General features: G+C 65.2%; 20 protein-coding genes, 4 pseudogenes and 1 riboswitch. Of the genes and pseudogenes, 2 read left to right on the forward strand and 22 right to left on the reverse strand.

From position 1 onward, the window contains the following. Positions 1-22: 22 nt before the first annotated feature. Together EUB48_RS21975 and EUB48_RS03000 are read left to right on the forward strand one after the other, a co-directional pair. Entirely contained in the window at positions 23-616 is a 594-nt protein-coding gene (locus EUB48_RS21975) for a Mu transposase domain-containing protein (RefSeq protein WP_420821427.1), read from the forward strand. Positions 617-754: 138 nt separating this feature from the next. Continuing rightward, positions 755-910 (forward strand): annotated as a pseudogene (locus EUB48_RS03000) (IS3 family transposase); the annotation flags it as partial. A gap of 193 nt (positions 911-1,103) precedes the next feature. On the opposite strand, the gene EUB48_RS03005 reads toward EUB48_RS03000, so the two are convergent. The 22 genes and pseudogenes from EUB48_RS03005 to tnpA form a co-directional block, all read right to left on the reverse strand. Next, positions 1,104-1,400 carry a hypothetical protein gene (locus EUB48_RS03005; protein ID WP_142817555.1) on the reverse strand — a complete coding sequence of 99 codons (297 nt, stop codon included), beginning with the start codon at positions 1,398-1,400 and terminating at the stop codon, positions 1,104-1,106. Positions 1,401-1,458: 58 nt separating this feature from the next. Further along, on the reverse strand, positions 1,459-2,238 hold the full coding sequence (locus EUB48_RS03010) for a hypothetical protein (protein ID WP_142817556.1): 780 nt from the start codon (positions 2,236-2,238) through the stop codon (positions 1,459-1,461). 235 nt (positions 2,239-2,473) lie between these two features. Beyond that, a pseudogene (locus EUB48_RS03015) lies at positions 2,474-2,989 on the reverse strand (transposase); the annotation flags it as partial. 121 nt (positions 2,990-3,110) lie between these two features. Continuing rightward, positions 3,111-4,706: pseudogene (gene ltrA / locus EUB48_RS03020) on the reverse strand (group II intron reverse transcriptase/maturase). 208 nt (positions 4,707-4,914) lie between these two features. Continuing rightward, positions 4,915-6,042 carry an IS5 family transposase gene (locus EUB48_RS03030; RefSeq protein WP_142817558.1) on the reverse strand — a complete coding sequence of 376 codons (1,128 nt, stop codon included), beginning with the start codon at positions 6,040-6,042 and terminating at the stop codon, positions 4,915-4,917. A 369-nt stretch (positions 6,043-6,411) separates the two neighbouring features. Beyond that, a complete protein-coding gene (locus EUB48_RS03035) occupies positions 6,412-6,984 on the reverse strand; it encodes a histidine phosphatase family protein (protein WP_142817559.1) in 573 nt (190 codons plus the stop codon). Further along, entirely contained in the window at positions 6,981-7,787 is an 807-nt protein-coding gene (locus EUB48_RS03040) for an adenosylcobinamide-GDP ribazoletransferase (RefSeq protein ID WP_142817560.1), read from the reverse strand. Before EUB48_RS03040 ends, EUB48_RS03035 begins: the two co-directional genes overlap by 4 nt. Continuing rightward, the gene (gene cobT / locus EUB48_RS03045; protein WP_142817561.1) at positions 7,784-8,839 is read right to left on the reverse strand and encodes a nicotinate-nucleotide--dimethylbenzimidazole phosphoribosyltransferase; all 1,056 of its coding nucleotides are present in this window, start codon (positions 8,837-8,839) and stop codon (positions 7,784-7,786) included. The genes EUB48_RS03040 and cobT overlap by 4 nt, the downstream gene beginning before the upstream one ends. A gap of 3 nt (positions 8,840-8,842) precedes the next feature. Next, entirely contained in the window at positions 8,843-10,297 is a 1,455-nt protein-coding gene (locus EUB48_RS03050) for a cobyric acid synthase (protein WP_142817562.1), read from the reverse strand. Beyond that, positions 10,294-11,301, reverse strand: coding sequence for an aminotransferase class I/II-fold pyridoxal phosphate-dependent enzyme (locus tag EUB48_RS03055; protein ID WP_142821064.1), 1,008 nt, complete (start codon positions 11,299-11,301; stop codon positions 10,294-10,296). The genes EUB48_RS03050 and EUB48_RS03055 overlap by 4 nt, the downstream gene beginning before the upstream one ends. A gap of 17 nt (positions 11,302-11,318) precedes the next feature. After that, positions 11,319-12,332, reverse strand: a complete 1,014-nt coding sequence (gene cbiB, locus EUB48_RS03060) for an adenosylcobinamide-phosphate synthase CbiB (RefSeq protein ID WP_142817563.1) — start codon at positions 12,330-12,332, stop codon at positions 11,319-11,321. Next, complete coding sequence (bluB, locus tag EUB48_RS03065) at positions 12,325-13,029, reverse strand: 5,6-dimethylbenzimidazole synthase (protein WP_142817564.1); 705 nt, start codon at positions 13,027-13,029, stop codon at positions 12,325-12,327. Before bluB ends, cbiB begins: the two co-directional genes overlap by 8 nt. Positions 13,030-13,067: 38 nt before the next feature. Continuing rightward, positions 13,068-13,637, reverse strand: a complete 570-nt coding sequence (gene cobO / locus EUB48_RS03070; RefSeq protein ID WP_142817565.1) for a cob(I)yrinic acid a,c-diamide adenosyltransferase — start codon at positions 13,635-13,637, stop codon at positions 13,068-13,070. A 77-nt stretch (positions 13,638-13,714) separates the two neighbouring features. Then, complete coding sequence (locus EUB48_RS03075) at positions 13,715-14,503, reverse strand: ABC transporter ATP-binding protein (protein ID WP_142817566.1); 789 nt, start codon at positions 14,501-14,503, stop codon at positions 13,715-13,717. Further along, complete coding sequence (locus EUB48_RS03080; RefSeq protein ID WP_420821428.1) at positions 14,500-15,549, reverse strand: FecCD family ABC transporter permease; 1,050 nt, start codon at positions 15,547-15,549, stop codon at positions 14,500-14,502. Before EUB48_RS03080 ends, EUB48_RS03075 begins: the two co-directional genes overlap by 4 nt. Beyond that, positions 15,525-16,388 carry an ABC transporter substrate-binding protein gene (locus EUB48_RS03085; protein ID WP_142817567.1) on the reverse strand — a complete coding sequence of 288 codons (864 nt, stop codon included), beginning with the start codon at positions 16,386-16,388 and terminating at the stop codon, positions 15,525-15,527. Before EUB48_RS03085 ends, EUB48_RS03080 begins: the two co-directional genes overlap by 25 nt. Then, positions 16,385-17,026 (reverse strand): bifunctional adenosylcobinamide kinase/adenosylcobinamide-phosphate guanylyltransferase, encoded by a 642-nt coding sequence (locus tag EUB48_RS03090; RefSeq protein WP_142817568.1) that lies wholly within the window; start codon positions 17,024-17,026, stop codon positions 16,385-16,387. The genes EUB48_RS03085 and EUB48_RS03090 overlap by 4 nt, the downstream gene beginning before the upstream one ends. Further along, positions 17,023-17,958: an ABC transporter substrate-binding protein gene (locus EUB48_RS03095; protein WP_244618314.1), complete on the reverse strand. Its 936-nt coding sequence runs from the start codon at positions 17,956-17,958 to the stop codon at positions 17,023-17,025. Before EUB48_RS03095 ends, EUB48_RS03090 begins: the two co-directional genes overlap by 4 nt. Then, positions 17,955-19,313, reverse strand: a complete 1,359-nt coding sequence (locus EUB48_RS03100) for a cobyrinic acid a,c-diamide synthase CobB (protein WP_142817569.1) — start codon at positions 19,311-19,313, stop codon at positions 17,955-17,957. Before EUB48_RS03100 ends, EUB48_RS03095 begins: the two co-directional genes overlap by 4 nt. Positions 19,314-19,352: 39 nt before the next feature. Next, the gene (locus tag EUB48_RS03105; RefSeq protein WP_142817570.1) at positions 19,353-21,296 is read right to left on the reverse strand and encodes a TonB-dependent receptor; all 1,944 of its coding nucleotides are present in this window, start codon (positions 21,294-21,296) and stop codon (positions 19,353-19,355) included. Positions 21,297-21,376: 80 nt separating this feature from the next. Then, a riboswitch (cobalamin riboswitch) is annotated at positions 21,377-21,618 on the reverse strand. A 26-nt stretch (positions 21,619-21,644) separates the two neighbouring features. After that, positions 21,645-21,933, reverse strand: a pseudogene (locus tag EUB48_RS03110) (IS21 family transposase); the annotation flags it as partial. A 30-nt stretch (positions 21,934-21,963) separates the two neighbouring features. Beyond that, the gene (gene tnpA, locus EUB48_RS03115) at positions 21,964-22,359 is read right to left on the reverse strand and encodes an IS66-like element accessory protein TnpA (protein ID WP_168226688.1); all 396 of its coding nucleotides are present in this window, start codon (positions 22,357-22,359) and stop codon (positions 21,964-21,966) included. Positions 22,360-22,681: the final 322 nt, after the last annotated feature.

Genomic DNA, 22,681 nt, shown 5'->3' on the forward strand with positions numbered 1-22,681 from the left:
GTTCCTGGTCACCGAGCGCGCCATGCTCAAACCCTTGCCGGTGCGCCGCACCGCCGAGTTTGAAGAGATTCCTGCCAGGGTCAGCAAATGCGCCGTCTTCACCCTCAAGGGGGTTCTGCACAGCGTGCCGAGCCAGCTCATTGGTCACCGGCTGATGGTGCGCCAGTATGCCCAGCATGTGGAGTGCTGGCTGGGCGGCCAATGCGTCCTCAAGTTACCAAGAGCAAGGCCTGCTCAGGGGCAGCGCGTTGGGCGCGCAATCGACTACCGGCATTTGGTGGGTGCTTTGAAACGCGAGCCTGGTGCATTTGCCCGCTGGGTGCTGCGCGATGCCGCCTTCCCTCGTGCGGTGTATCGCCAGACATGGGAGCGACTGGCCGCCCAAAGGCCTGAACGCGAAGCCTGCAAAACAATGGTGGGCCTGCTGGTCCTGGCCGCTGACGGGCATGAAGCCCAATTGGCCCAGGAACTGGAGCAGTTAATTGAGCTGGACCAAATGCCGGACCTCAACGCCTTGACTCAGTTGCTGGCACCGCCCAAAGGAGATGTCCCGCAGGTGGTCGTGACACTGCCAACGCTGGCCGTTTATGACGACCTGTTTGAGGTGGCCTTATGAGCACGGCGTCAATTACAGCGTCAACAACGACAACTACAGTTATTCCAACTTCGCCCCGTCTGGGCATGATGCTCACGGATTTGCGTCTGCCCACCATCAAACGGTTGGCCGGTGACCTGTGCGCACAGTGCGACACCGAGGGTTAGCACCCGGCGCGAGGCCATGGACGAGGTGGTGGACTGGCTGAACTTCTACAACTACAGAAGATTGCACTCAACGCTGGGTTACGTCAGCCCAATGACGTTTGAGCAACGCTGGATCGCGGCCCAGCAGCAAGACAGGAAGTCCGCATAATGGGCAGCTTATGGAGTGCGGACAACAGGGGCAAGGCCAGACTGGGGGACGAACCTGGGGAAAGGGAGACTGTTGTGTTGACGCAGGCAAACGACGCCGCGTGGTCCCGGTATTGAAGGAGAGAGACCCGTATTGGTTGCCAAGAGACGCGGGAAAACCAGCCCCGGTCCACGCTTGGCGAGCCGACTCGGCCTTAAAACTCAGTCTTGAGGACGATGAATTTATCCCCGGACTTCTGCTCGGTCATCACTTGGCTCTTGAACATCGGGTGCGGTGGGTAACCGGGCGACCCCGCGGAGATAACCTGCTGGCTCACCTGAGGCGCCGGCGGGCGCGCCACAATCCTCAGGGAAATCTGAAAACTGGCGCTGCCTTGTCCTGCGCCGACCGACATCGGCAGCATCGATGAGGCCACACCGAGAAATACTGCTGCGAGGCAAACTGATTTCCAACCTGCCGGCCTGGACAATGGAGCTTGTTTCAGGTTCATGGCTCTTTTAAATGACGTTGCCCGCAAGCACTTACCCAGCAGTCGCCCGATGGCCTGGTTACGCAGCCATCATCTCAGGGCTCGTGTCCTGAAACTCATTCTGCTCAGGGTCTTCCTCGGGCGGACGGTGCAGGTCGACCGAGGCCAAGTCGAAGCTGAGGCGGGTGATATCGCCATGGGCCATTTGCGGCGCGTCAATGCGGTTGTCTTTGGGATTCGGCCGCAAGAACCAGTCAGTCAGCGCAGATGGCCGGCTCCAGTCATCCGAATAGGCCTCTGGCAACGCCAGCCCTAAAGTCATGGCGCGCAGTGTGCCGGAAGACACAGCGCTGGAGATGGCCTGCAGCGTGTCACTGGCAAGTTCGCATTCAACGAACCAGCCATCGTTACCAATGTCCGATTGACGATGGATGTAGCCTAACGTGACGTGCGTATAGCGTGCCGTCGTACCCTGCTTGCGCGCCAATGTCTGGCGCTGCGCCCTTATCTCTTCATCGAGCGCATTGAAGCCGATGCTGAACTCGCGCGATTGGGTGCCGGGCGCCCCGATGACCGAAATCGACCCACCTTCGAGCGTTGCATGGCCGCGCACACAGAGCGATGCCGCGGGTAGGAGTCCAGACCTGGCACTGCCTGCGCTGAACACGCAATCTCCCTTGCATGCCAGACCATTGCATACGAGGCCCATCTCGTGGCACACCCGCAACTCTTGGACGTGCAGATACATCGTCCGATGGGTGTTCAACTGGTACGTTTGCTCCCTGCCGGCGAAGTGTTCGTTTACGAACGAGCCCGGGCGATTGGACTTTATCTTGGCAATCGCATTTTTCTCAATCATTTCGTTCTTCCGGTTGGTACCCTGGAGTCGGGGGAAGCCTAAAAACAGTCGCTTTGCTGATGCAGCTGGATTTAAGCGTTACATCAGTAACAACTCATCTCTAATATGCGCTTGAACGTGCGGTTGAATTTGACAAAGGTCAACACTCCTTGCCAAGGCTCAAGCGACGTGGCGAAGTTGCGAAGTTGCGACTCAGATATTAGTATTAATGAGTCCGCCCTGAACAATTCAGTTTTCAGGTGGTTGCTATACGATCAGAGCAAATGCAAGCGCGCAGCGCGACGCACAGCGCCTGCATCGTGACTCCGAATTGAGCACAAAGAAGCCGCAGCTTCGCCAGGATCATTCTCAAGTTGTGACCCGCGCCGTACATCACCGCATGCAGTGCATCGCCCAGCGCACCCTTGAGCGGATTGCGGCCCAGCCTGCCATCCATCTTCATGTGCCCGATGGCCGGCTCGATGGCGCTGCGCCGCTTGATCATCGCCTTCAAGGCTCTGGTGACCCCGCGCCTCTGACCCGATCTCAGAATCCGCACCCCTTCGACCTCCACGCCCCGGTAGCCTTTGTCCACGATCGCCGTCGTCGGCTTGCTGTCTGTGAGGATGCCTACCTGTTCCAGCGTCTCGGCCAGCGTATGGCCGTCATACGGATTGCCCGGCATGCTCCTCATGCCCACCACCAGACCTTCCTTCAAGGTCGTGGCGATGCTCACCTTCACGCCGAACTCGTAGGGCGTTCGTGCCTTGCCGTCGGGTAAGGACCCGCCGTTACCGGCAGGCCCTCCCCTAAGAACCGTGCATGCGAGTTTCCCAGCACACGGCTCAAGCCTTCCGACGGCCCATGATCGGACCGAGTCATGCACAACGCAGTCAGCCGGCATATGAACGGCGCTGGAAGTAGGTGGCCCATGCGGGGTCGAATGGGTTGGCGTCACAGCGAACCTTCAAGTAACGTCTGATCGGCAGCGTCGCTGCTCGGAAGAGCACGAACTGCCTTGCCTGCGGGTCGCTCGTGGCGTAGCAAGCGAATGTCCAGTCATGTAGACCAAGATGGCAGAAGTACCGCGCTTTGATCCAGCGCGTGCTCTTGCCTGGATGCCGGCGTTTGGCCCACCTCCATAGCTTGGCCCAGACGAGATGATCGACTCGTGCGAAGGTCGCCTTTGCCACCACATGCCGGTGGAACATCGCCCAACCCTGAAGAATCGGATTGAGCAGCATGATCACCTGAGCCTGCGTGGCGGCCTTGTTCTTCCCCAGTACTTCCCTAACCTTGTCCAGCAGTGCCTTCACGCTTTTGCGTGCCGGCTTGATCAGGAGCTTGTCCCCATACTTGCGCACGTTCTGACCGAGGAAGTCGAAGCCTCGGGAGATATGCGTGATCAGCGTCTTCTCGGGCGCCAGTTGCAGACCCCGTGCCGCGAGGAATTCCTCAACGGCCGGCTTGACCCGCTGTTCCAGCAGCTCCCGACTCGCGCCGGTCACGATGAAGTCGTCCGCATAGCGCACGACGTGCGCCTTGGCTGGTTGGCGTGCCGTCTTGCTGCGGCCGATGGCCGAGCGCACCGCTTCTTCCAGCCCATCCAGCGCCATATTGGCCAGCACTGGCGAAGCAATTCCGCCTTGCGGCGTTCCGGCTTCGGTGGGGAACAACACACCTTTGTCCATGAATCCAGCTTGCAGCCACTTGCGCAGGATGACCTTGTCCATCGGGATGTTCTTCAACAGCCAGTCGTGACTGATGTTGTCGAAGCAGCCTTTGATGTCGCCTTCAAACACCCACTGGGCGGAGGACCGCTTTGCGAGGATGTTGAAGCAATGCTCGATGGCATCGGCCGTCGAACGTCGGGGCCTGAAGCCGTACGAGTTCGGATCGGCCGTGGTTTCTGCAACGGGGTTCAGCGCCAGCAGCCATAGCGCCTGCATTGCCCGATCGCGCATGGTCGGAATACCCAATGGGCGCTTCTTTCCGTTGCTCTTCGGGATGTACACGCGCCGCAGCGGTTGCGTTTGGTAGCCCCTGTGCTTCAGTGATTGTGTCGCCGTCAACCTGGACAGCGGCGTTGACCAGATCTTGCCGTCAATACCGGCCGTTCTCTTGCCCGCGTTCTGCGTCACTCGCTTGACGGCAAGTAGCTTGCCGCTGCGCGAGCGGGTCAGCAGGCGTTGCAAGGCCTGAACCTTGTTTCACCTGCCAGCCTGTGCGGCCTTGGCGATACGCACCTGCAGCCGCGAAACCTCTTCAGTGACTTGGTGCCAGTCAATCTGGTCCCATGTCACATCATCGGTCGGAGGCGCACCAACGCTGGTCACTGCGGCTTTCGCCGCATGTATAGGCGCCGTCATCTGCCTTCCTCCTGTTCGCGGTTTCTCAGGCTCTCTCGCCATGGAAGACCTCGCGGAAGTGGGCTCGCTTTCGCGCCGGGTGATGTCGCAACCCGTATCCACCCCATTACAGGGCAGCATTCGCTTTCTCCGCTTTCCTTTACCCGCTGCGCCATCAGCCTTCCTTGCGGTTGACCTGCCGCCTCCGGCGGCGCGTCGGGCTTACCGTGTTCCGCATACATCACAACGCGTGGGGTAGGTCCTGCCTGTACACCGATGGTCTTCATGTCCGCGTGCTCCGTAACAAAGGGAGGAGCAACCGACCACGTACCGTTTTGGTTCAAGCCTGTCAGCATCTTTGGCTTGTCATGCATAACGATGCCTGCAGCAGTTCACTTCTGTTGACCATGCCACTCAGCCTGGCATCCCACCCGCGTTGACGCTGGCAGGTGACGCTGCTTCCTCGCAGAAGCCGGCGCGGCCCGAAGGCCCGATACGTTGTCCCCGTGGCTTCACACGCCGCCGTTGCCGGCGACGCATGCACAGGTAGGCTACGGCCAACGGAACGGCCGGTCTCGTCACCAGCCTTGTGAGCGGGCGAGACAATGATGTAAGCGACTTCACGTCGCACTTTGGCAATGCATTCGACTTCCGGGGCATGCACGCTGTACAGCTTGGGTGGATCGCCCTCGCTGCGCCGTCTGGGCTGGCTGTGGATGCGCGCTGCGATCTCCAGCAACTTGTCCATCCGCCCGGTCCGCGTGTCATCGCTTTGCATCTTGCGCTCAATGTCCCGAATGACGCGGCCAAGGTAGGTGCGCAGCTTTCTGTTCTGGGCCTTGGCCCGGTTCATCTGGCGGGCATGGGCGTAGCGCTGCGAGCGCACGAAGGCTGCCTGGCCGACCCGTTCGTAGCTTTGGCGCAGGTTGATGCCGAGTTTCTTGGCTTGGCGCACCAGCGCCACGCGCGCCTTGTGCAGCAGTCGGGCGTCCGTGGGGAAGGCCACGGCCTTGTCCTGCACCGTGGTGTCCACATTGACCACAGCCAGCGAGGTCTTGACGACTGTCTTGGTGGCCAGACCTGCTTGCACTGTCAGGCCCAGGATGAATTCGCAGCCGGGCTCGCCAATGCGTTTGCGAAAGCCGGTCATCAAGCTGGGGTCAATGGGGAAGTCGTGACGAAAGTACTGCTCGCCGCAGAAGTGCTGCCAGTACGGGTTCTCTACCCACACCGCCACGACTTCTTCATCCGACAGGTTGCTGGTGTGCTTGAGCAGTTGCAGAGCGACCATCAGACGGATGGGATGGCCGGGGCGGCCAATGCCGGCTTTGTACAGGCCGCCAAAGCGCTGCTCGCAAGATTGCCAATCGATCTTCTGGGCCAGTTGCACCAGCGGGTGGCGCAGGTTGATGAGATTGGCCAGTTCCTGGCGAAACAGATCTGTTTCAGCCGAATGTTGGGTCTCGCGCAGTGCCATGAGTTTGCAAGGTTTGGGGCTTTGATAGCCTCAATTCTGGCAACCTGCGGGCCACTTCAACACCTCACTAACCCGCATCAATGCTCGATTCTTGGAGTTTCTCAGGGGCGACGAATTGGAAAAGACTGCGCCTTCAGCGAACGTTGACGGTCCAGTGGCGTTGGACGGAATCAAGTCACTTATATCCATCGGTCGAGCGGACGGTGCGCCGAGGGTGCGAAATGCTCGGTGTAGTCGTCGAACAAGTCGGCGCGCATGCACCCTGAGAGCGGTACCGTTGGCAGGGCATTGTGCTGGCAGCCTTGCTGGACCTATCGGTGGCGAAGGCGACTACTCGCATCAAGCAAATCAACAACGATGTCGAGTCCCTCAACCTGTCCCTCCGATCACCAGACTCATCGACTCGCCGGGGGCGGGGGACCAGCGCGGCCATTGGCCGGCAGTCGGGATCGGATTGGCGCCGCATGACGCGATGTGCTGCGCCGCACGTATGACGCCGGCATGCGTGATCCACACGGCCTGCCCATTTGCGCCGAGCGAGGCTTGCAATTCAGCCAGCACCGCTGCTACCCGGTCTAGCACGCCCTGAGTGCTTTCCACGCCGCCAAAACGGTGGTTGGCAAAGTCGGCCAGCCAGGCGTCGAATTCCGCGCGCGGCACCGCGCCCCAGGGCTGCAACTCCCAGCGGCCGAAATTCATCTCATTGAGCCGCGTATCGACGCGCGCCGGCGCCAGGTCGGGTCGCACGGACTGCAGATATGTGGCTAGTTGCTGCGCCCGGCACAGCCCCGACACCCAGACCGGCACCCCCGGTGGCAGGATGGCCGCGGCCATCTGCGCAGCGCGCCGGCTCAAGGCATCGTCGGCCGGCACGTCACTGGCGCCGTAGCACAGGCCGGGCGCGAGTTGAACCGGCGCGTGGCGCAGCAGCCAGAGTTTCATGCGGGCAAGCCCAGCAAGAGTCCGAGGTAGAACGCCGCTTCACTGACCTGCTGCGTGGCGCCTAGGCCGTCGCCTGTGAATCCCTGCAGCCGGCGCTTGAGCAGGCGCCACATCCATGCCAAAGCCAGCAGCGTGCCCAATATCGCTTGCGGCCAGGGCGCGGCCGGCTGCAACCACAGCAGCAGTGCCATCGCCGCCAGCCACCATGTAATCCCGGCCAGAAGCCCGGCGTTGCCAATGCCGTCGGCCAGCGGTTTGGACTTGGACCGAGCCGTGTCGCCGACATGCGGCAGCGTGCGTATGACCCAGAGCGGCACAAGGCGCGATGTGACGTGCGCGCCGAACAGCGCCGCCACGGCCAGCGCGACGCTGTACTGGGCCAGCAGGGCCAGGAGGGCGACCTTGGTCAACACGCATAGCACCAGCGCCAGCGAGCCGTAGCTGCCGATGCACGAGTCCTTCATGATGTCCAGTGCACGCTCGCGGTCGGGGCTGCCGCCCAGACCATCGGCAAGGTCCGCCAGGCCGTCTTCATGGAAAGCGCCGGTCAGCAGCACGCTGAAGATGGTGCTCAGCGCTGCGGCCACCCAGGGTGCGGCCGGCAGCGGGGGCAACGCCCATGACAGCAGCGCGAACAACGCAGCCGCCAGGCCGCCGACCAGCCAACCGACGCCGGGAAAGTGGGCGGCACTGGCCAGCAGCATGGCCGGGCTGAAGCCGACCCAGTCGGCCAGCCGTCCGGTGACGGGCACGCGAGTGAAGAACTGCAGCGCCAGCAGGTAGTGCCGCACGAAGCTCCTCATGACATCACCGAGCCGACCTCGCTGCGCGAAACGCCGGCCGCATCAAAGCTGGCCATCTCGCGCAGGATGGCGCAGGCAGAGACCAGCAGCGGCCAGGCCAGCGCGGCGCCAGAGCCCTCTCCCAGGCGCAGGCCCATGTCCAGCAGCGGCTCGCTCTTCAGGTGCGCCAGCATGAGCGCGTGGCCGCGTTCGCCCGAACGGTGCGCGAACACGCAGCGCTGCAATACCGCAGGCTGCAGGGCGCTGGCCACCAGCACGGCGGCGCTGGCGATGAAGCCATCGACCACGATCACGCGCCGCTCGGCCGCGGCCTGCAGCACCGCGCCCGTCATGGTAGCAATCTCGAAACCGCCAAAGGCCGCTAGCGCCTCCAGCGGAGCCCTGGCATCGGGGTGGCGTGCCAGCACCTGACGCAAGATGGTGATCTTGCGCTCCACTGCTTCGGCGTCCAGGCCGGTTCCCGCGCCGGTCGCATCAGCCACGTCCAGGCCGGTCAGCCGGGCCAGCAGCAGCGAGGCCGCAGAGGTGTTGCCGATGCCCATCTCGCCCAGCAGCAAGGCGTTGCCCGGCAGTTCTTTCACCAGCGCGGCGCCGTTGGCCATGGCCATCTTGCATTGCGAGGGGCTCATGGCCGGGCCTTCCAAAGCGTCGGCGGTGCCGGGGGCGATCTTGTTGATAACCAGCCCGGGCCGGGGCGTGAAGTCGTGGCGCACGCCGCAGTCGACCACGGTAAGCCCGATACCGTGCTGCCGCGCGAGCACGCTCACCGCGGCGCCGCCGGCAAGGAAGTTTTCCACCATTTGCCAGCTCACGTCGCTCGGATAGGCCGAGATGCCGTGCGCGGCCAGGCCGTGGTCACCGGCGAACACCACGAGTCGCGGCTCGCGCAACTCGGGCGTTTCGCTGCCGAGAATCAGGCCGATGCGCTGCGCCAGTGTCTCGACGCGGCCGAGCGAGCCGAGCGGCTTCGTCTTGTTGTCCAGCTGGCGCTGCAGGCTCGCAGCCAGTGCGGGCTGGGTGATGTCTTGAATGGTGGGGACAGTGAAGGTCATGGTTCAGTTCTTTCGGATGAGGGCATCGAGCACGCCAGGCTCGACATGTTTTTCAATGAAATCGGCCAGGCCGTCGAATACGCTGTTCAACGTGGACGCGCTGGCGCCAAATAATGCGTGCAGCACGCGCGGGTCTTCGAACAAGCCATGCAGGTAGACACCCAGCACGTTGCCCGCGTCATTCTGCCAGCCCAAGCCATCGGCCAACACGGCCCGCGCCACATCGCCCTGGGCGGCCATGGCCGGATGTTGAGCGGTCTGACCGTGGTGGATTTCGTAGCCCGCAGTCTCGGTGTCCGAGAGCGCCGCCCACGGGCCGGTGAGCCCGGTGAAGCGGGTCCGTGCGTGGCGCACGGTCTTGGCCGGATCGAACGCGGTCACCAGCGGCAGCAAGCCCAGGCCGGGGCCGTTGCCGTCGATGCCGTGCGGATCGATCAGCGCCTCGCCCAGCATCTGCAGGCCGCCACAGATACCGAGCACCGCCCCGCCCTGCGCCGCGTGCGCGGCGATTGCGCGGTCCAGGCCCTGCGCGCGCAGCCAGGCCAGGTCACCGCTGGTGTGCTTGGAGCCGGGCAGGATGATCCAGTCGGCGCCCGCCACGTCGGCCGAACTGTGCGCCCAGACCAGGCGCACGCCGGGGATGTTCTTCAGGGGCTGGAATTCATCGAGGTTGCTGATGCGTGGATAGGCCACCACCGCGATGGTTTGGCTCACCACACCGGCGGCCACACTGCGATCGTCAAACACACCGTCCTCTTCGGGCAGACCGTGCTGCCACCACATTGGCAGCGTGGCCACGGTGGGAATGCGGGTGAGTTCCTGCAGCTGTTGCGGCGCGGGCGCGAGCAACGCCGCGTCACCCCGAAACTTGTTGAGAACGAAGCCCTTGATGAGGACGCGCTCGGCCTCGGGCAACAACGCCCAGGTACCGTAAAGGTGTGCGAACGCGCCGCCGCGGTCGATGTCGGTCACGAGCAGGCAGCGCGCCTGCGCATGCAGCGCCACACGCATGTTGACGATGTCGCTGTCGTGCAGGTTGATCTCGGCCGGCGAGCCGGCGCCCTCGATTACCAGCACATCGTTTTCCGCGCGCAGCCCGTCCAGCGCACGCGCCACCACCGGCCACACGCTGGCGCTGCGGCCGCGCCAGGGCATGCGGGACAGCGCCTCGTCGACCTGCCCCATCAGCACCACCTGGCTGTGGGTGTCGCGCTCGGGCTTGAGCAGCAGCGGGTTCATGCGCACCTCGGGCTGCGCGCGCGCGGCCAGCGCCTGGAAGTACTGGGCGCTGCCGATTTCGCCTTGAGCGACCACCCTTGCGTTATTGCTCATGTTCTGCGCCTTGAACGGCGCGACCTTGAGGCCCTGGCGCGCATACCAGCGGCACAGCGCCGTCGTGAGCCAGCTCTTGCCGGCGCCACTGGTGGTGCCGAGCACCATGACACATTTTGCGGTCATGGGGTTTCCCTTTCGTTAACTTTTTGCCACGCATCGGCCAGCGCGTCTTGCGCCAAGGGCGGCTGCACGCTCAGGCGCACGTGGCCAAGCAGCCCGAACGAGGCAGTGTCGCGCAGCTTGATGCCGTGCCCACGCAACTGGTCGAGCAGGTGGCCGAGCCCAGCGGCATGGGGCCGCACACAGAAAAAATTGGTGTCGCTGGGCAGGCAGGTCCAGCCCAGCGATTCGCACAGCCCGACTTGCCGGGTCTTCCAGCATTGGAGGGTTTGCTGGCTGTCGGCCAGCCAGGCCTGGACCTCGGGCAGCGTCCACGCCTGCAGCAGCGCCACCCCGTGCGCGCCCACTGGCCACGACACGCATAGGCGCTCCAGCGCGGCCACCGCGTCATCGGCTTTGATGGGCGCAATGACGTACGCCGCGCGCACGCCGGTCAGGCCCAGCGCCTTGTTGGGCGTCCACAGTTGCCATACGCGATCGACCTGGGCATCGCTCAAGGCCAGCGCGCCGCTCAAGCGCAGGGGCTCGTAGGCGCGGTCCATCACGCATACACCGGGCGTCGCGGCCAGCCCTTGCAGTCCGTCCTGGCACGTTCCCAGCGGGCTGGACGGGTCGCAACACCACAGCAGTTGCGCGTCCCGCGGTTGTGTGGTCACCGGCAGAGCCCAAGCCTGCGCCGCCAGGGCGTAGTCGCCATAACCGTGCCGCGGCAACCAGACGGCGCACTCGCCCTGCCCGCTGCGTTCACCCTGCTGCGCGACCCAGGCCGTGATGCGAAAGATGAATTCGCTGGCGCTGCCCGCGAGCAGCACACGCTGCGGCAACACGCCATGAAAGGCGGCCAGTTGTTCGCGCAGCGTCCGGTAGCCCGGATCCGGATAGCAGCTGGCGTCGGCCTGTTGCACGGCCGCCAGCGCCCACGGGCACGGGCCGCAAGCATTGCTGTTGGTCGAGAAGTCGTAACGCGGCACGCCCTGCGCGTCGGGACCGCCATGCAGGCGCTGCATCGTTTCCGCCGCGGCAGTCACCGGCTAACCTCGTATGCTATTAAAACAATAGCTGATAGCCCAATCAGAGCAAAGGCCAGTACCACTTTTAATGCAATATCGATGGCGCGCGGCGTGTCCGTGGCCTGCGGCGGCGGGGCGGCAGCATTCAGGGCGTAGCCACCGGGTTTGCGCAGGCTGATCCGCAACGCCAGCGCCATCGCCGCCATCGGCCAGCCGCTGTTGGGCGACGGCGTGCGACGGGCCTCCCTGCGCAGCGTTTTGAGCGACATGGGACCGGCCACCAGCGCGAGCAACAAGGCCGTCAAGCGCGCCGGGAGCCAGGAAAGCACGTCGTCGGCGCGCGCCGCCCATTTGCCGGCCCATTCCCAGTCGCGGCCGGCGCGCTCGCCGCGGTAACCCCACATGGCGTCGGCCGTGTTGGCGAAGCGGTACACGGCGGCACCGGGCAGGCCCAGCAGCACGAACCAGAAGATCGGCGCCAGCACCGAGTCGTTGAGGTTTTCAGCCAGGGTTTCGATCGCGCTCTCGCGCACCCCGGTCTCACTCAGGTCCGCCACATCGCGGCTGACCAGCCAGGCCAGGCGCTCGCGCCCCGCCGCCAGCGATTCGCCCAGCGCGGCCTCGACCGCCAGCACCTCGTCACGCAACATGCGCCAGGCCAGCATTGGCTTGAGCGCCACGCCCAGCAGCGCCGCGGCGAGCCACAGGGGCAGTCGCCGCGCGAGCGTCTCCAAGGCCAGCGATGCTATCAGGGCGATAGCTGAACCCGCAGTCCAGGCAAGGGCTCCGGCACAAAAATGCTTGAAATCGCGCGGCTGCGCGTGCGTACCGCGAGGGGCAGCGCAGGGTGCGATGGACGGTGCAATGAGGCGGCCTGCCCAGCCGAGGTAGCGGCCGATCCAGACGACGGGGTGCAGCCGGGCCGGCGGCTCGCCGAATGCCCAGTCCAACACCAGCGCCAGCACCAGGCCGCCGGCCAGCGCCAGGCCCCAACCAAACCCCTGCGCATCGAAGGCGCCGTCAAACATCGCGGGCCGCCTGCACCGGGGTGTCGGGTGGCGGAGCGAGAGGCTGGTCCCACCGGTCCTCAAACAGCATGCTGTGCAAGGGCGCGCGGCGCGCCCATTTTTCGGTTTGCAGCATCGGCTGGTCATAGAACGCTGTGACCGGCCCGAGGCACAGCACGGCAATCGGCTTGCTGCCGGGCGGCATGTGCAGCAGGCCGGCCAGCTGCTCCGGGGCAAACAGGGACACCCAGCCCATGCCCAGCCCCTCGGCGCGGGCGGCCAGCCACAGGTTCTGGATGGCGCAGGCGCTTGATGCCAAATCCATCTCGGGCAGGGTGCGCCGGCCAAATACATGCTGCTCGCGCCCCGCTGGCAGTGCCACCACCAGCAGCTCGGCGGCATCGAGCACGCCCTGCACCTTGAGTTTCATGAAGGCGTCTTCGCGCTCGCCCAGAGCCTTTGCCGTGAGCACTCGCTCCTGTTCCACCAGCGCATGAATGTCCTGGCGCAGCGCCAGGCTCTTGATGCGGATGAAGCGCCAAGGCTGCATGAAGCCGACGCTGGGCGCATGGTGCGCCGCGGACAACAGGCGCTGCAGCATGTCGGCGGGCACGCTGCCGCCACAAAAATGCCGCATGTCGCGCCGCTCGTAAATGGCGCGGTAAACGGCGGCGATCTCTGACGCCGAAAAGGCGTGCTCGGGGGTTTGATTGCTCATGTCAGCCACGATCAGAAGGTGTGAACGAATGCACCTTCTCAGTCTTCAATGCCGCGCTGGGCCGGAATACCGGCGTTGAAGGCGTGCTTGATCTTGGTCATCTCGGTCACGGTGCCGGCCAGCTCGATGATCTCGGGTGGACAACGGCGCCCCGTAAGAACCACATGGACCTCACGCGGGCGCTCGCGCAAGGTCTGCAATACATCGTCCAGCAGCAGCCAGCCGTAGATCAGCGGATAGGTGATCTCGTCGAGCACCACCATGAAGAACTCGCCGCCCAGGATGGCCGCCCGCGCTTTCTGCCAACCATCGCGCGCCAGTTGGGCCGAGTGTTCCAGATCCTGGCTTTTCCAGCTGAAGCCGTCGCCCAGGCCTTCGATGGGAATGCCGAGCTGCTCGAACATGCGGTGCTCGCCAAAGCGCGCCGTCGGCACCTTCATGAACTGGAAAATCTTGACCGCCTTGGCGCGGCCGTGCGCGCGCAGCGCCAGACCAAACGCCGCCGTGCTCTTGCCCTTGCCGTCGCCGGTGTTGACGATAACCAGGCCGCGGCGCTCGCCCTCGGGCTTCTCGTAGGGCTTGGTGGCGGGAGGAGTTTCGATTTGCATGGGTTTGTTCCTGGCTAGTTGGCTAGTTGAGGACAGAGCTGGCCTGCTACGCAGCCTGCGGTCTGTCCCGCAAGGTTTCATGATTTCGGCAGCGCCACCCACTGGTCCAGCAAGGGCGCAATGATGATGCGATGGTCAAACACCTGCTCCAGCGCGCGGTGCGTGGCGGCCTCGCGGCAGCCGCCCTGATGGGTGATGGCGCCCTGGCTCATGATCACCATCTCGTCGGCCCGCAGCGCCAGCGAGATTTCGTGCAGCACGCTGACCACGGTCTTGCCGCCGGCCACCAGCTGGCGCATCAGCGTCAGCCAGTCGGCCTGGTGCGGCGGATCGAGATTGGCCAGCGGCTCGTCCATCAGCAGCACCTGCGCCTGCACGGCCAGCGCCCGCGCCAGCAGCACGCGCTGGCGCTCGCCGCCCGAGAGATGGCTCAGGGGCCGGCCGCGCCAGTCCCAGGCCTGGGTGGCGCGCAGCGCCTGCTCCACCGCAGCACGATCCAGCTCGCTGGGCGGCGCCAGCCAGGCCTGGTGCGGCAGGCGCCCGAGCATGGCCACGTCATAGACCGTCAAATCGTCGGCGCTGGCCTCGTTCTGGCCCAGCCAGGACAGCTGCTGCGCCCGCACGCGGCCCGGCAGACCTGCCAGCGGCCGGCCCAGCAGCACGACCTGGCCCGCGTGCGGCAGCAGGCCCGCCAACACCTTGAGCAGCGTCGATTTGCCGGCGCCGTTGGGGCCGACGATGCTGGTCCAACGGCCTTGTGGAATGGACAGTTCGATCCCATGCAGCACCTCAATGTTTCCGAGCCTGGCCCCAATGGCATGGGCACCAAGCGCTATGGGATTGATAGCAACCGGCACCTGTGTCATAGCACTTGCCCGCGGCTGGTGCGCCGGTGCATGAGCCATAGCAGGTAGCTGCCGCCCAGCACGGCGGTAAGCACGCCGACCGGCAACTCCTGCGGCGCGATCAGCGCGCGCGCCAGAATGTCGGCAGCCAGCAGCAGCACGGCGCCCATCAGGCTGGCCAGCAGAATCAGGCGCCCGTGCGTGGTCTTCACGACCGAGCGCACCATGTGCGGCGCCGCCAGGCCGACGAAGGCGATCAGCCCGGTTTGCGCCACGGCGGCACCGGTGGCCAGCGCCAGCACCACCACCAGCGCCGCGCGCATGGCCGGCAGCGGCAGGCCCAGGCTGAGCGCCGTGGCTTCGCCCAGCGCCAGCCCATCCAGCGCATGACTCAGCATCCAGGCCACCACCATGCAGGCCAGCCATGCGCCCGCCATCAGCACGCACGAGGCCCAGCCGACAAAGGCCGTGCTGCCCAGCGTGAACGCCTGCATGGTTTGCTGCACCTCGGGCACCAGCAGCATGGTCAAGGCAGTCAGGGCGCCGAGCACCACACCCACGATCACGCCGGCCAGCAGCAGGCGCAGCGTGTGCTGCACGCCCTTGGCGAGCAGCAACGTGAGCAGCACGGCCGCCACCGCGCCGACAAAGGCGGCCCCCGTCAGGCCCAGGCGCACCAGCCATTGCGTGGCCAGCGGCGACATGCCCAACAGCGCCATGGACGCGGCCACTGCGAGCGAGGCGCCCGAGGCACTGCCCAGCAAATAGGGGTCGGCCAGTGGGTTGCGGAACAGCCCCTGCGCCACCGCACCCGCCAGCCCGAGCAAAGCGCCCGCCAGCCACGCGCCCGCGGTGCGCGGCAGCCGGATGTCCCAGATGATTTGCCGCGCCACAGGGTCATGGCCGGCCGTCAAAAAACTCTCGAAACCGGTGCTGCCCGCGGCACTGCCCAGCAGCAGCAAGACCGCGCTGACCAGCAGCAATCCCGCGCCCAGCATGAAGGCGGCGCGCGCCTGGCCCGTCACATCGCGCACCGGTGCCGTCATGGCGCCTTGTCCAGCAGACATTGGGCCATCAGGCGCGCGGCCTGCGCCATGCGCGGACCGGGGCGGATCAGCACGTCCATCTGCTGCGGATTGAACACGCAGACGTGCTGTCCGCGGACCGCGCGCATCTGCGCCCAGCCGGGGCGCTGCGCCAGGCCCTGCGCGCTGCGCTCGCCCACCATGATCACGTCGGGGTCGGCGCGCACCACGTACTCGGGATTGAGTTCGGGAAACGGCCCGAGCGCCGCCGGCACGATGTTCCGCGCGCCCAGGCGCGTCAGGATCTCGCCCATGAAGGACGATGCACCGGCCGCGTAAGGTCCGCCGTTGACCTCGAAATAAACCCGCATGTTGCGGACCCGCTGCGGCAACGACTGCGCGGCCGCCGACACGCCGGCATCGATCACGCGCCAGACGCGCTGCGCATCGGGCACGGCCAGCACCTGGCCGATCTTGTCCAGCACGCGGCGCACGTCGGCATAGCTGTGGGGCTCCAGCGCCACCGCCTTCAGGCCGAGCGATTCGAGCCGCTGGCTGGCGCGCGACGAGGTGGCCAGCAGCACCACATCGGGCCGCAGCGCGACGATCGCCTCGATGTTGGGATCGAGCCCGCCGCCGACCTGCGGCAGGGCCCGCACGCTGGCCGGATAGTTCGAGTATCGGTCCACCCCCACCAGGCGTGCACAGGCGCCGAGTTCGCACACGCTCTCGGTGAGCGATGGCAGCAGGCTCACGATGCGCTGCGGCGACTCGGCCAGCGTGACCGTCACGCCGCGGTCGTCGGTGACCTGCAGCGCGAACGCGCCCTGCGAGCCCAGCAGCGCGCACCACACGAGCAGCAGGGCAAGCAGCTTCCTCACGAAGCTTCTCCCGAGCCGTCCTTGATCGGGACGGGCAAGCCGGCCAGCATCAGCGTGACGCGCTCGCACGCCTGCGCCAGATCCTGATTGAGCCGCCCCAGCGCATCGACGAAGGCGCGCACCTCGCGCCCCAGCGGAATCACGCCGAGCCCGATCTCGTTGCTGACCAGCACCACGGGGCCGGGGGCATTGCGGATTGCTCCTAAAACAATAGCTATCTGTGCAAATCCATCAAGGGCTACAGGCACATTTCGCTTAAATTCACGGTCATTGCCATCACCTTGGTCCTGGGGCGGGTCAGGGTCAGCGGCCGGCATCAGCGCGTTGGTCAGCCACAGCGTCAGACAGTCGATGACCAGCAACGTATCGGGCCGGCCGTGCGCTGCCATCGCCTGCGCCAGCTGCAGCGGCTCTTCCACCGTCGTCATGCCGGGCACGCGAGCGGCGCGGTCTTGCCGATGCCGCGCAATGCGCCTGGCCATTTCATCGTCCCCCGCCCGGGCGGTGGCAATGAAGACTGCGCGGTGGCCGGGTGATTGCGCCAGCCACGCCGCTGCGAGCGCTTCGGCGCGGCGCGACTTGCCGCTCTTCTGGCCGCCCAGGATCAGTTCGCTGCGGGCAACACCTTGAGCCGTCATGCCTTGGACTCTCCGGCGTCGGGCGTGGGAGCGACGGTTTCGCCGCCGGGCCGCCCCAAGGCGAAACGCGCCCCCTCGGGGGGCAGCGCAGTACGCGAAGCGACAAGCGTGGGGGTCACATTCTTTCCCCACGCCATGATGATGCGGTGCAAATGCGCAATTCCGTCAGTCAAGGCGGCCGGACCGGGCTGCAGGATGTCGGTGGATTTGACCTCGAACAGCTGCCCGCTCCTGACTGCGTTCACGTCCTGCCAGCCCGCGCGCGCCGCCACTTTTTCGGGCCGGAACTTCTTGCCGCACCACGAGCCGATGATGATGTCGGGGTTGCGCCGCACAATCTCAGCGCCATCGGCAATGATGCGGTTCTTGCCCATGGGCTGCGCCGCCAGCTCGGGGAAGCAGTCGTCACCGCCCGCGATGCCGATCAGCTCGGACACCCAGCGGATCGCGCTGATGTGCGGCTCGTCCCACTCTTCAAAGAACACGCGTGGGCGGCGCGGCAAGGCGGCGGCCGTCTTTTCGATGGCACGCAAGCCCTCCAGCATGGTCTGCATCAGCGCCTGTCCGCGCGCCACCTGCCCCACCATGGCGGCGACCTGACTCATCATGGAGAAAATCTCGGCCACGCTGCGCTGGTTGAAGATCGTGACCTGCACGCCGCGGCGAATCAGCTCGGCCGCAATATCCGCCTGCATGTCGGAAAAGCCGAACACGCAGTCGGGCTTCAAAGCCAGTATCTTGTCGATCTTGGCATTGATGAAGGCGCTGACCTTGGGTTTCTCTTCACGCGCGCGGCGCGGCCGCACGGTGTAGCCGGAGATGCCAACGATGCGGGCCTCTTCGCCCAGCAGGTAAAGCCATTCGGTGGTCTCTTCGGTCATGCAGACGATGCGCTGCGGGCCGTTCTGCAACTCAAAATTCAAGGCACTCATGAGACAGTTCCCCCAGTAACGGTCCGGCGCGCGAACAGGGCCGCCACCGCCTGTGGATTGGACGCAAACCACGCATGGAAGTAGCTGGCGCGGAGGCTGCCTGCTTCGTACAAGGCCTCGCCCGCGTCGGGCGCCGTCTCGCAGCCCGGCCGCGCAGTGCGGGTGCGGACCGCCAGCGGCGTGGCGCAGGTCGAGTAATGGAAGGTGTGGCCGCGCAGCAGTTGCCCGTCAATCACAAGCTGCTGCGGCCCGAGGGCGGCCAGACGTTGTTGCATGGTGATGCGGCCGGGTAGCAGGCCCCACTGGGCATGGGTCTCGCCGTCCCTTGTCACGAGTTGATCGAACAGCACCATCATGCCACCGCACTCGGCCCAGACGGGCTTGTGCTGCGCCACGTGCGCGGCCAGCCCATCGCGTAGACCCCGGTTGCGCGCCAGCTGCTCGGCATGCAGCTCCGGGTAGCCGCCGGGCAGCCACACCGCGTCGCAATCGGGCAGTGCGGCGTCCGCCAGCGGCGAGAAAAACGCCACCTTGGCGCCGAGCGCCTGCAGACACTCCAGATTGGCGGCGTAGATAAAGCAGAAGGCCGCATCGCGCGCCACCGCCACCGTGGTGCCCAGCAAGGGCTGCGCGCCCGTGGCTGGCGCGGCAGCACTCGCGGCCGGCTCAAACGACACGGCCCAGCGCTGCAAATCAGCGCCGGACATCTGCGTGAGCGTCGTGCCCGCCAGCGCGTCGGCGGCTGCATCGAGCCGCGCCATGGCGTCATCGACCTCGCTGGCCACGGTCAGTCCCAGGTGCCGCTCCGGCAATGCGAGCGCCGGGTTGCGCATCAAGGCCCCGAGCCAGTGCGCTGGCTCGCGCAAGCTGGCCCGCAGCATGTCGGCGTGGCGCTCGCCGGCGACGCGATTGGCCAGCACGCCGGCCCAGCGCAAGCCAGGCCGGTAATGCTGCAAACCGAGCGCCAACGCGCCAAAGGTCCCCGCCATAGCGGAGGCGTCAACCACCGCCAGCACCGGCAGATCAAACCGCTGCGCCAGATCGGCCGCGCTCGGCGCGCCGTCGAACAGGCCCATCACGCCTTCGACGATGAGGAGGTCGGCCTGCTGCGCCGCCTGGTGCAGCCGCTGGCGGCAATCGGCCTCGCCGGTCATCCACAGGTCGAGTTGGTGCACCGGCGCGCCGCTGGCCAGTGCCAGCCAGTGCGGGTCCAGAAAATCCGGCCCGCACTTGAACACCCGCACGCGCCGGCCCTGGCGCGTGTGCCAGCGCGCCAGCGCGCAGGCCACCGTGGTCTTGCCCTGGCCGGATGCCGGTGCCGCGACCAGGATGGCGGGGCAGGATACAGAAGGCATTTCGGCGAACTCCTGTGTGTTTTTTGGGCCTGTGGCCACTCAGAACCGAACGCGCATGGCAGCCGTGATGGCACGGCCAGCTTCTGGGTAGATGGAGGTGGTCACCCCCGCCGCGCACCCGAATGCCTGGGTGTAATACTTCCTGTCAAAAAGATTGGCCACCCCCAGCGACAGCTCCACCTGCTGCCACTGGTAGGCGTAGCGCAGGTCCACGGTGGCATAGGCCGGAATGCGGCAGCTGTTGCCGAAATCGGGGTGTTGCGAGGATACCCAGTTCACGCCGCCTGTGATATGGTGCCCCGCCGCCGGCGTCCAATCGGCATGTACCGCCAGCGTGCGTTGCGGCACCAGCGGAACGTCGTTGCCCGCGTAGGGACCGGAACGGAAGTTCGCCTTGCGTACGGCTGCATCGACACGCAGCCCGACCATCTTGGTCAGCGCATGGGAGGCGTCGATTTCCAGACCCTGGCGGCGCGTGGGATCGAAATTGACGTTGGCACCCGCAAAGCCAAAAGGTCCGGCCGCATTCGGATCAAAGCCAATTTCGTTTTCAAGCATGCTCCGATACAGCCGGGCTTCCAGCTTTCCTGCCTCGTAGGCCCAACGCGTCCCCAACTCCAGATCGCGCGAGGTTTGCGGCTTCAGAATCACTCCCGGCGTGGTGAAGCTGAACTCGTCCACATTAGCCAGGCGAAAGCTCCGTCCGGCGCGCCCATACACCGTCACGCCCTGCGCCACCGGCTGACTCACGCCCAACTCCCAGGCGTGCTGCCGGTCCGACAGTCCGGCCGCCGCGCTGGTGCTGTCCTTGGCAATGCGTTCCGTGCGCCAGCCCGCGCTCAGGCGCGTGCCACTGCCAGGCAAGGTAACGTCGTCTTTCACGTACCATGCACGCGATGACTGCTGCGCCACCGAGCCAAAGGCGCCCAGCACGTCACGGCTCCAATCGTTGTAGTCGGTGCCCAGTATCAGCGCATTTTTCACCTCACCGAGCCTGGCTTCGTTGCGCGCGCGCAGCGAGTAGTTGTTCGCGTCGATGTCGTAGGCAAAAGGAAAACCGCTGAGGCTACTGACAAGATTCTTTTGCCGCGAGCCTGCGTCCGCCGCCAGTTGCCAGTTGCCAAGCATGGCTTCGGCGAAAATGCTGTTGCGAGTATTCCTGATGTGGGCGTGGTCGTTCGGCGTCGTGGTTTGCTTTGGATCGGCCGCGTACTGCGCGGCGGTGAGAGCGCCCGGCAAACCCGTATCGAGCGAATCTTGCGAGTAGCGGGCGCCCAGGCGCAACCAGTCGTTCGACCACTGCCCTGTCACCGAAGCGCCATCCACTTTGGAGCGGAAGTTGTCCCGATGGTTGTCGCTGTCGCGTTTCAATCCGGACACGTCGAGCGAGAATCCTCCGCCGGCCACCGTGGCATTGGCTCGCGCTTCCCGCAGCCCGTAGCTGCCGGCCCCTGCATAGACCGACGCCGAGTTGTGGCGCGCCTTGCCGGCGCCTGCCTTGGTCGTGATCAGGATTACCCCGCCGGTAGCGCCTTCGCCATACAGCACGGCGCCACTGCTGCGCAACACCTCGATGCGCTCCACGCTATCGATGGGAATGCCGGCCAGGCGCGTGCCGCCAAGGTCGGCTTCGCTGATCTTCATTCCATCCACCATCACAACCTGGTTGCTATCGGCCGTGATGCCAAAGCCTCGAAGATCCAGCGCGTAATCGCCGCCGCCGTAAAAGTCCTGCCGCCCGACGACACCCAGCAACCGCATCAGCGCCTCATTCACCGTGGTGGTACCGGATGCGCGTATTTCATCGGCCGTAATGACGCTCACGCCAAGCGGCAGAGACTCGGCGGGTTCGGCGAAGCGCGTGGCCGTGACTATGGTTTCATTCAGGGATGCGGCAGGCTGGTTTTGCGCCAGCACGGGAAACGCGGCGGTCAACGCCAGCGGCAGCACGGCAAGGCGCGCACGGGAAATACAGGTTTTCATGAAGGGAACAATCCGCAAAAAAGCCCTCACCGGCGTCCCCGCCAGTGCTTGAGCGTTACGACGGCAAAGCTCGAAGAGCCATGGCCGCCACCTTGATGGCCGGTATCCGGGCTGGCGGAGCAATTTGCGGGTCGCCTTCCCAGGCGCGTGTTCAAGACGCCCAGTGGCTGTGTGACCGGCAAACCGAATCTGGAGGGATTCGTCCGCTTACCGTTGCGGGGGCAGCGCAGGTTAGGTTTGCTGTTGGCAGCGCACCCTCCTGCTTCCCGTTGAACTGCGGCATGTGAACCACACCGCGAGCACCAACGCAGCAATTGTAAAGTCTAAAACAGTGTTTCCCAATTCAGGTAGATCGCCGTACTCCTGTGCGCTGCGAATGAGCGCGTGCTGCTGGGTGAGCGTTGACGCCGACGATGTCGGGGCACCGGCCTGCAGGGGGGCCAAGGCGTTGGCCATCAGCCGCTCGGTCAGCGCCTTGACGTGCCGGTAGCTGAGCACACCGTGTTCTATGGCCTGCGCACAGGCCGCGTCGATGAAGCGATTGGGGTAACGCTTGGCCAGGCCCACGATGCCCCAGAGCTTGCGCTGGCCGACCCCGCCGTTCAATGGCAAACAGCATCTGGTACCGCCGCTGGGCCGTAAGCAAGCCACGCGGTATCTATGCGGATCATCTCAGCCAGTCGCGCAGCCAGGCCGCGCAGGACTCAGCACCTTCGAGCGGCCAGTTCACGCTCACCGAGCCCGTGCCACGGTGAACTTCGATACGGATGTCGCGTTTGATCTCTGCAGGCATGGCCGTAGTCCTAAACGGTTCAACTGCGCCAGCCTGCAGGGTTAGTGGCACAAAGCCCTGCGACGCAACCGACAACCCATCATGGGCATGCTCACGAAGCCAGCGGTGGACAATATTGGCATTGATGCCGTGGGCCAGCGCAACGCCAGCGACCGACGTGCCATCGGTTTGGCACTGCGCTACGACCTGCGTCTTGAGTTCTGGGCTGTAGAAGCGCCGCTTGGGGCGCCCGGCGATCGCCTCGCTCGCCATGGTGTGCATGATCTTCATCGTGCACACCATGCCCGACTGCTGGGTCTATCTCAAGATGGGATCACCGTTTGCTTACCGATCAACTGAAGATGCCTTAGGTCTATGCGTCACAGAGCGCCGGGGCAGGGTGGCAAAGTGCGATCCATGGTTCTGAGTGGGCCTGGTAGCGTCACGCTTGAACCAGGTACGGCGTCACCCTTGAGCCGTGCCCCAGTCGTCCTTGTGCCAAGGGGGCGTCGAGGCCAGTCACCGTTGGGCTGTCTTCTGCCAGAACCCGACATGCTGGAGTTGCAGGCGTCACTGTTGAACTATGCCTCGTCACGGGGAATCGAGCCCTAAC

The sequence above is a fragment of the Rhodoferax sediminis genome, from assembly GCF_006970865.1.
GTDB classification, from domain to species: domain Bacteria; phylum Pseudomonadota; class Gammaproteobacteria; order Burkholderiales; family Burkholderiaceae_C; genus Rhodoferax_A; species Rhodoferax_A sediminis.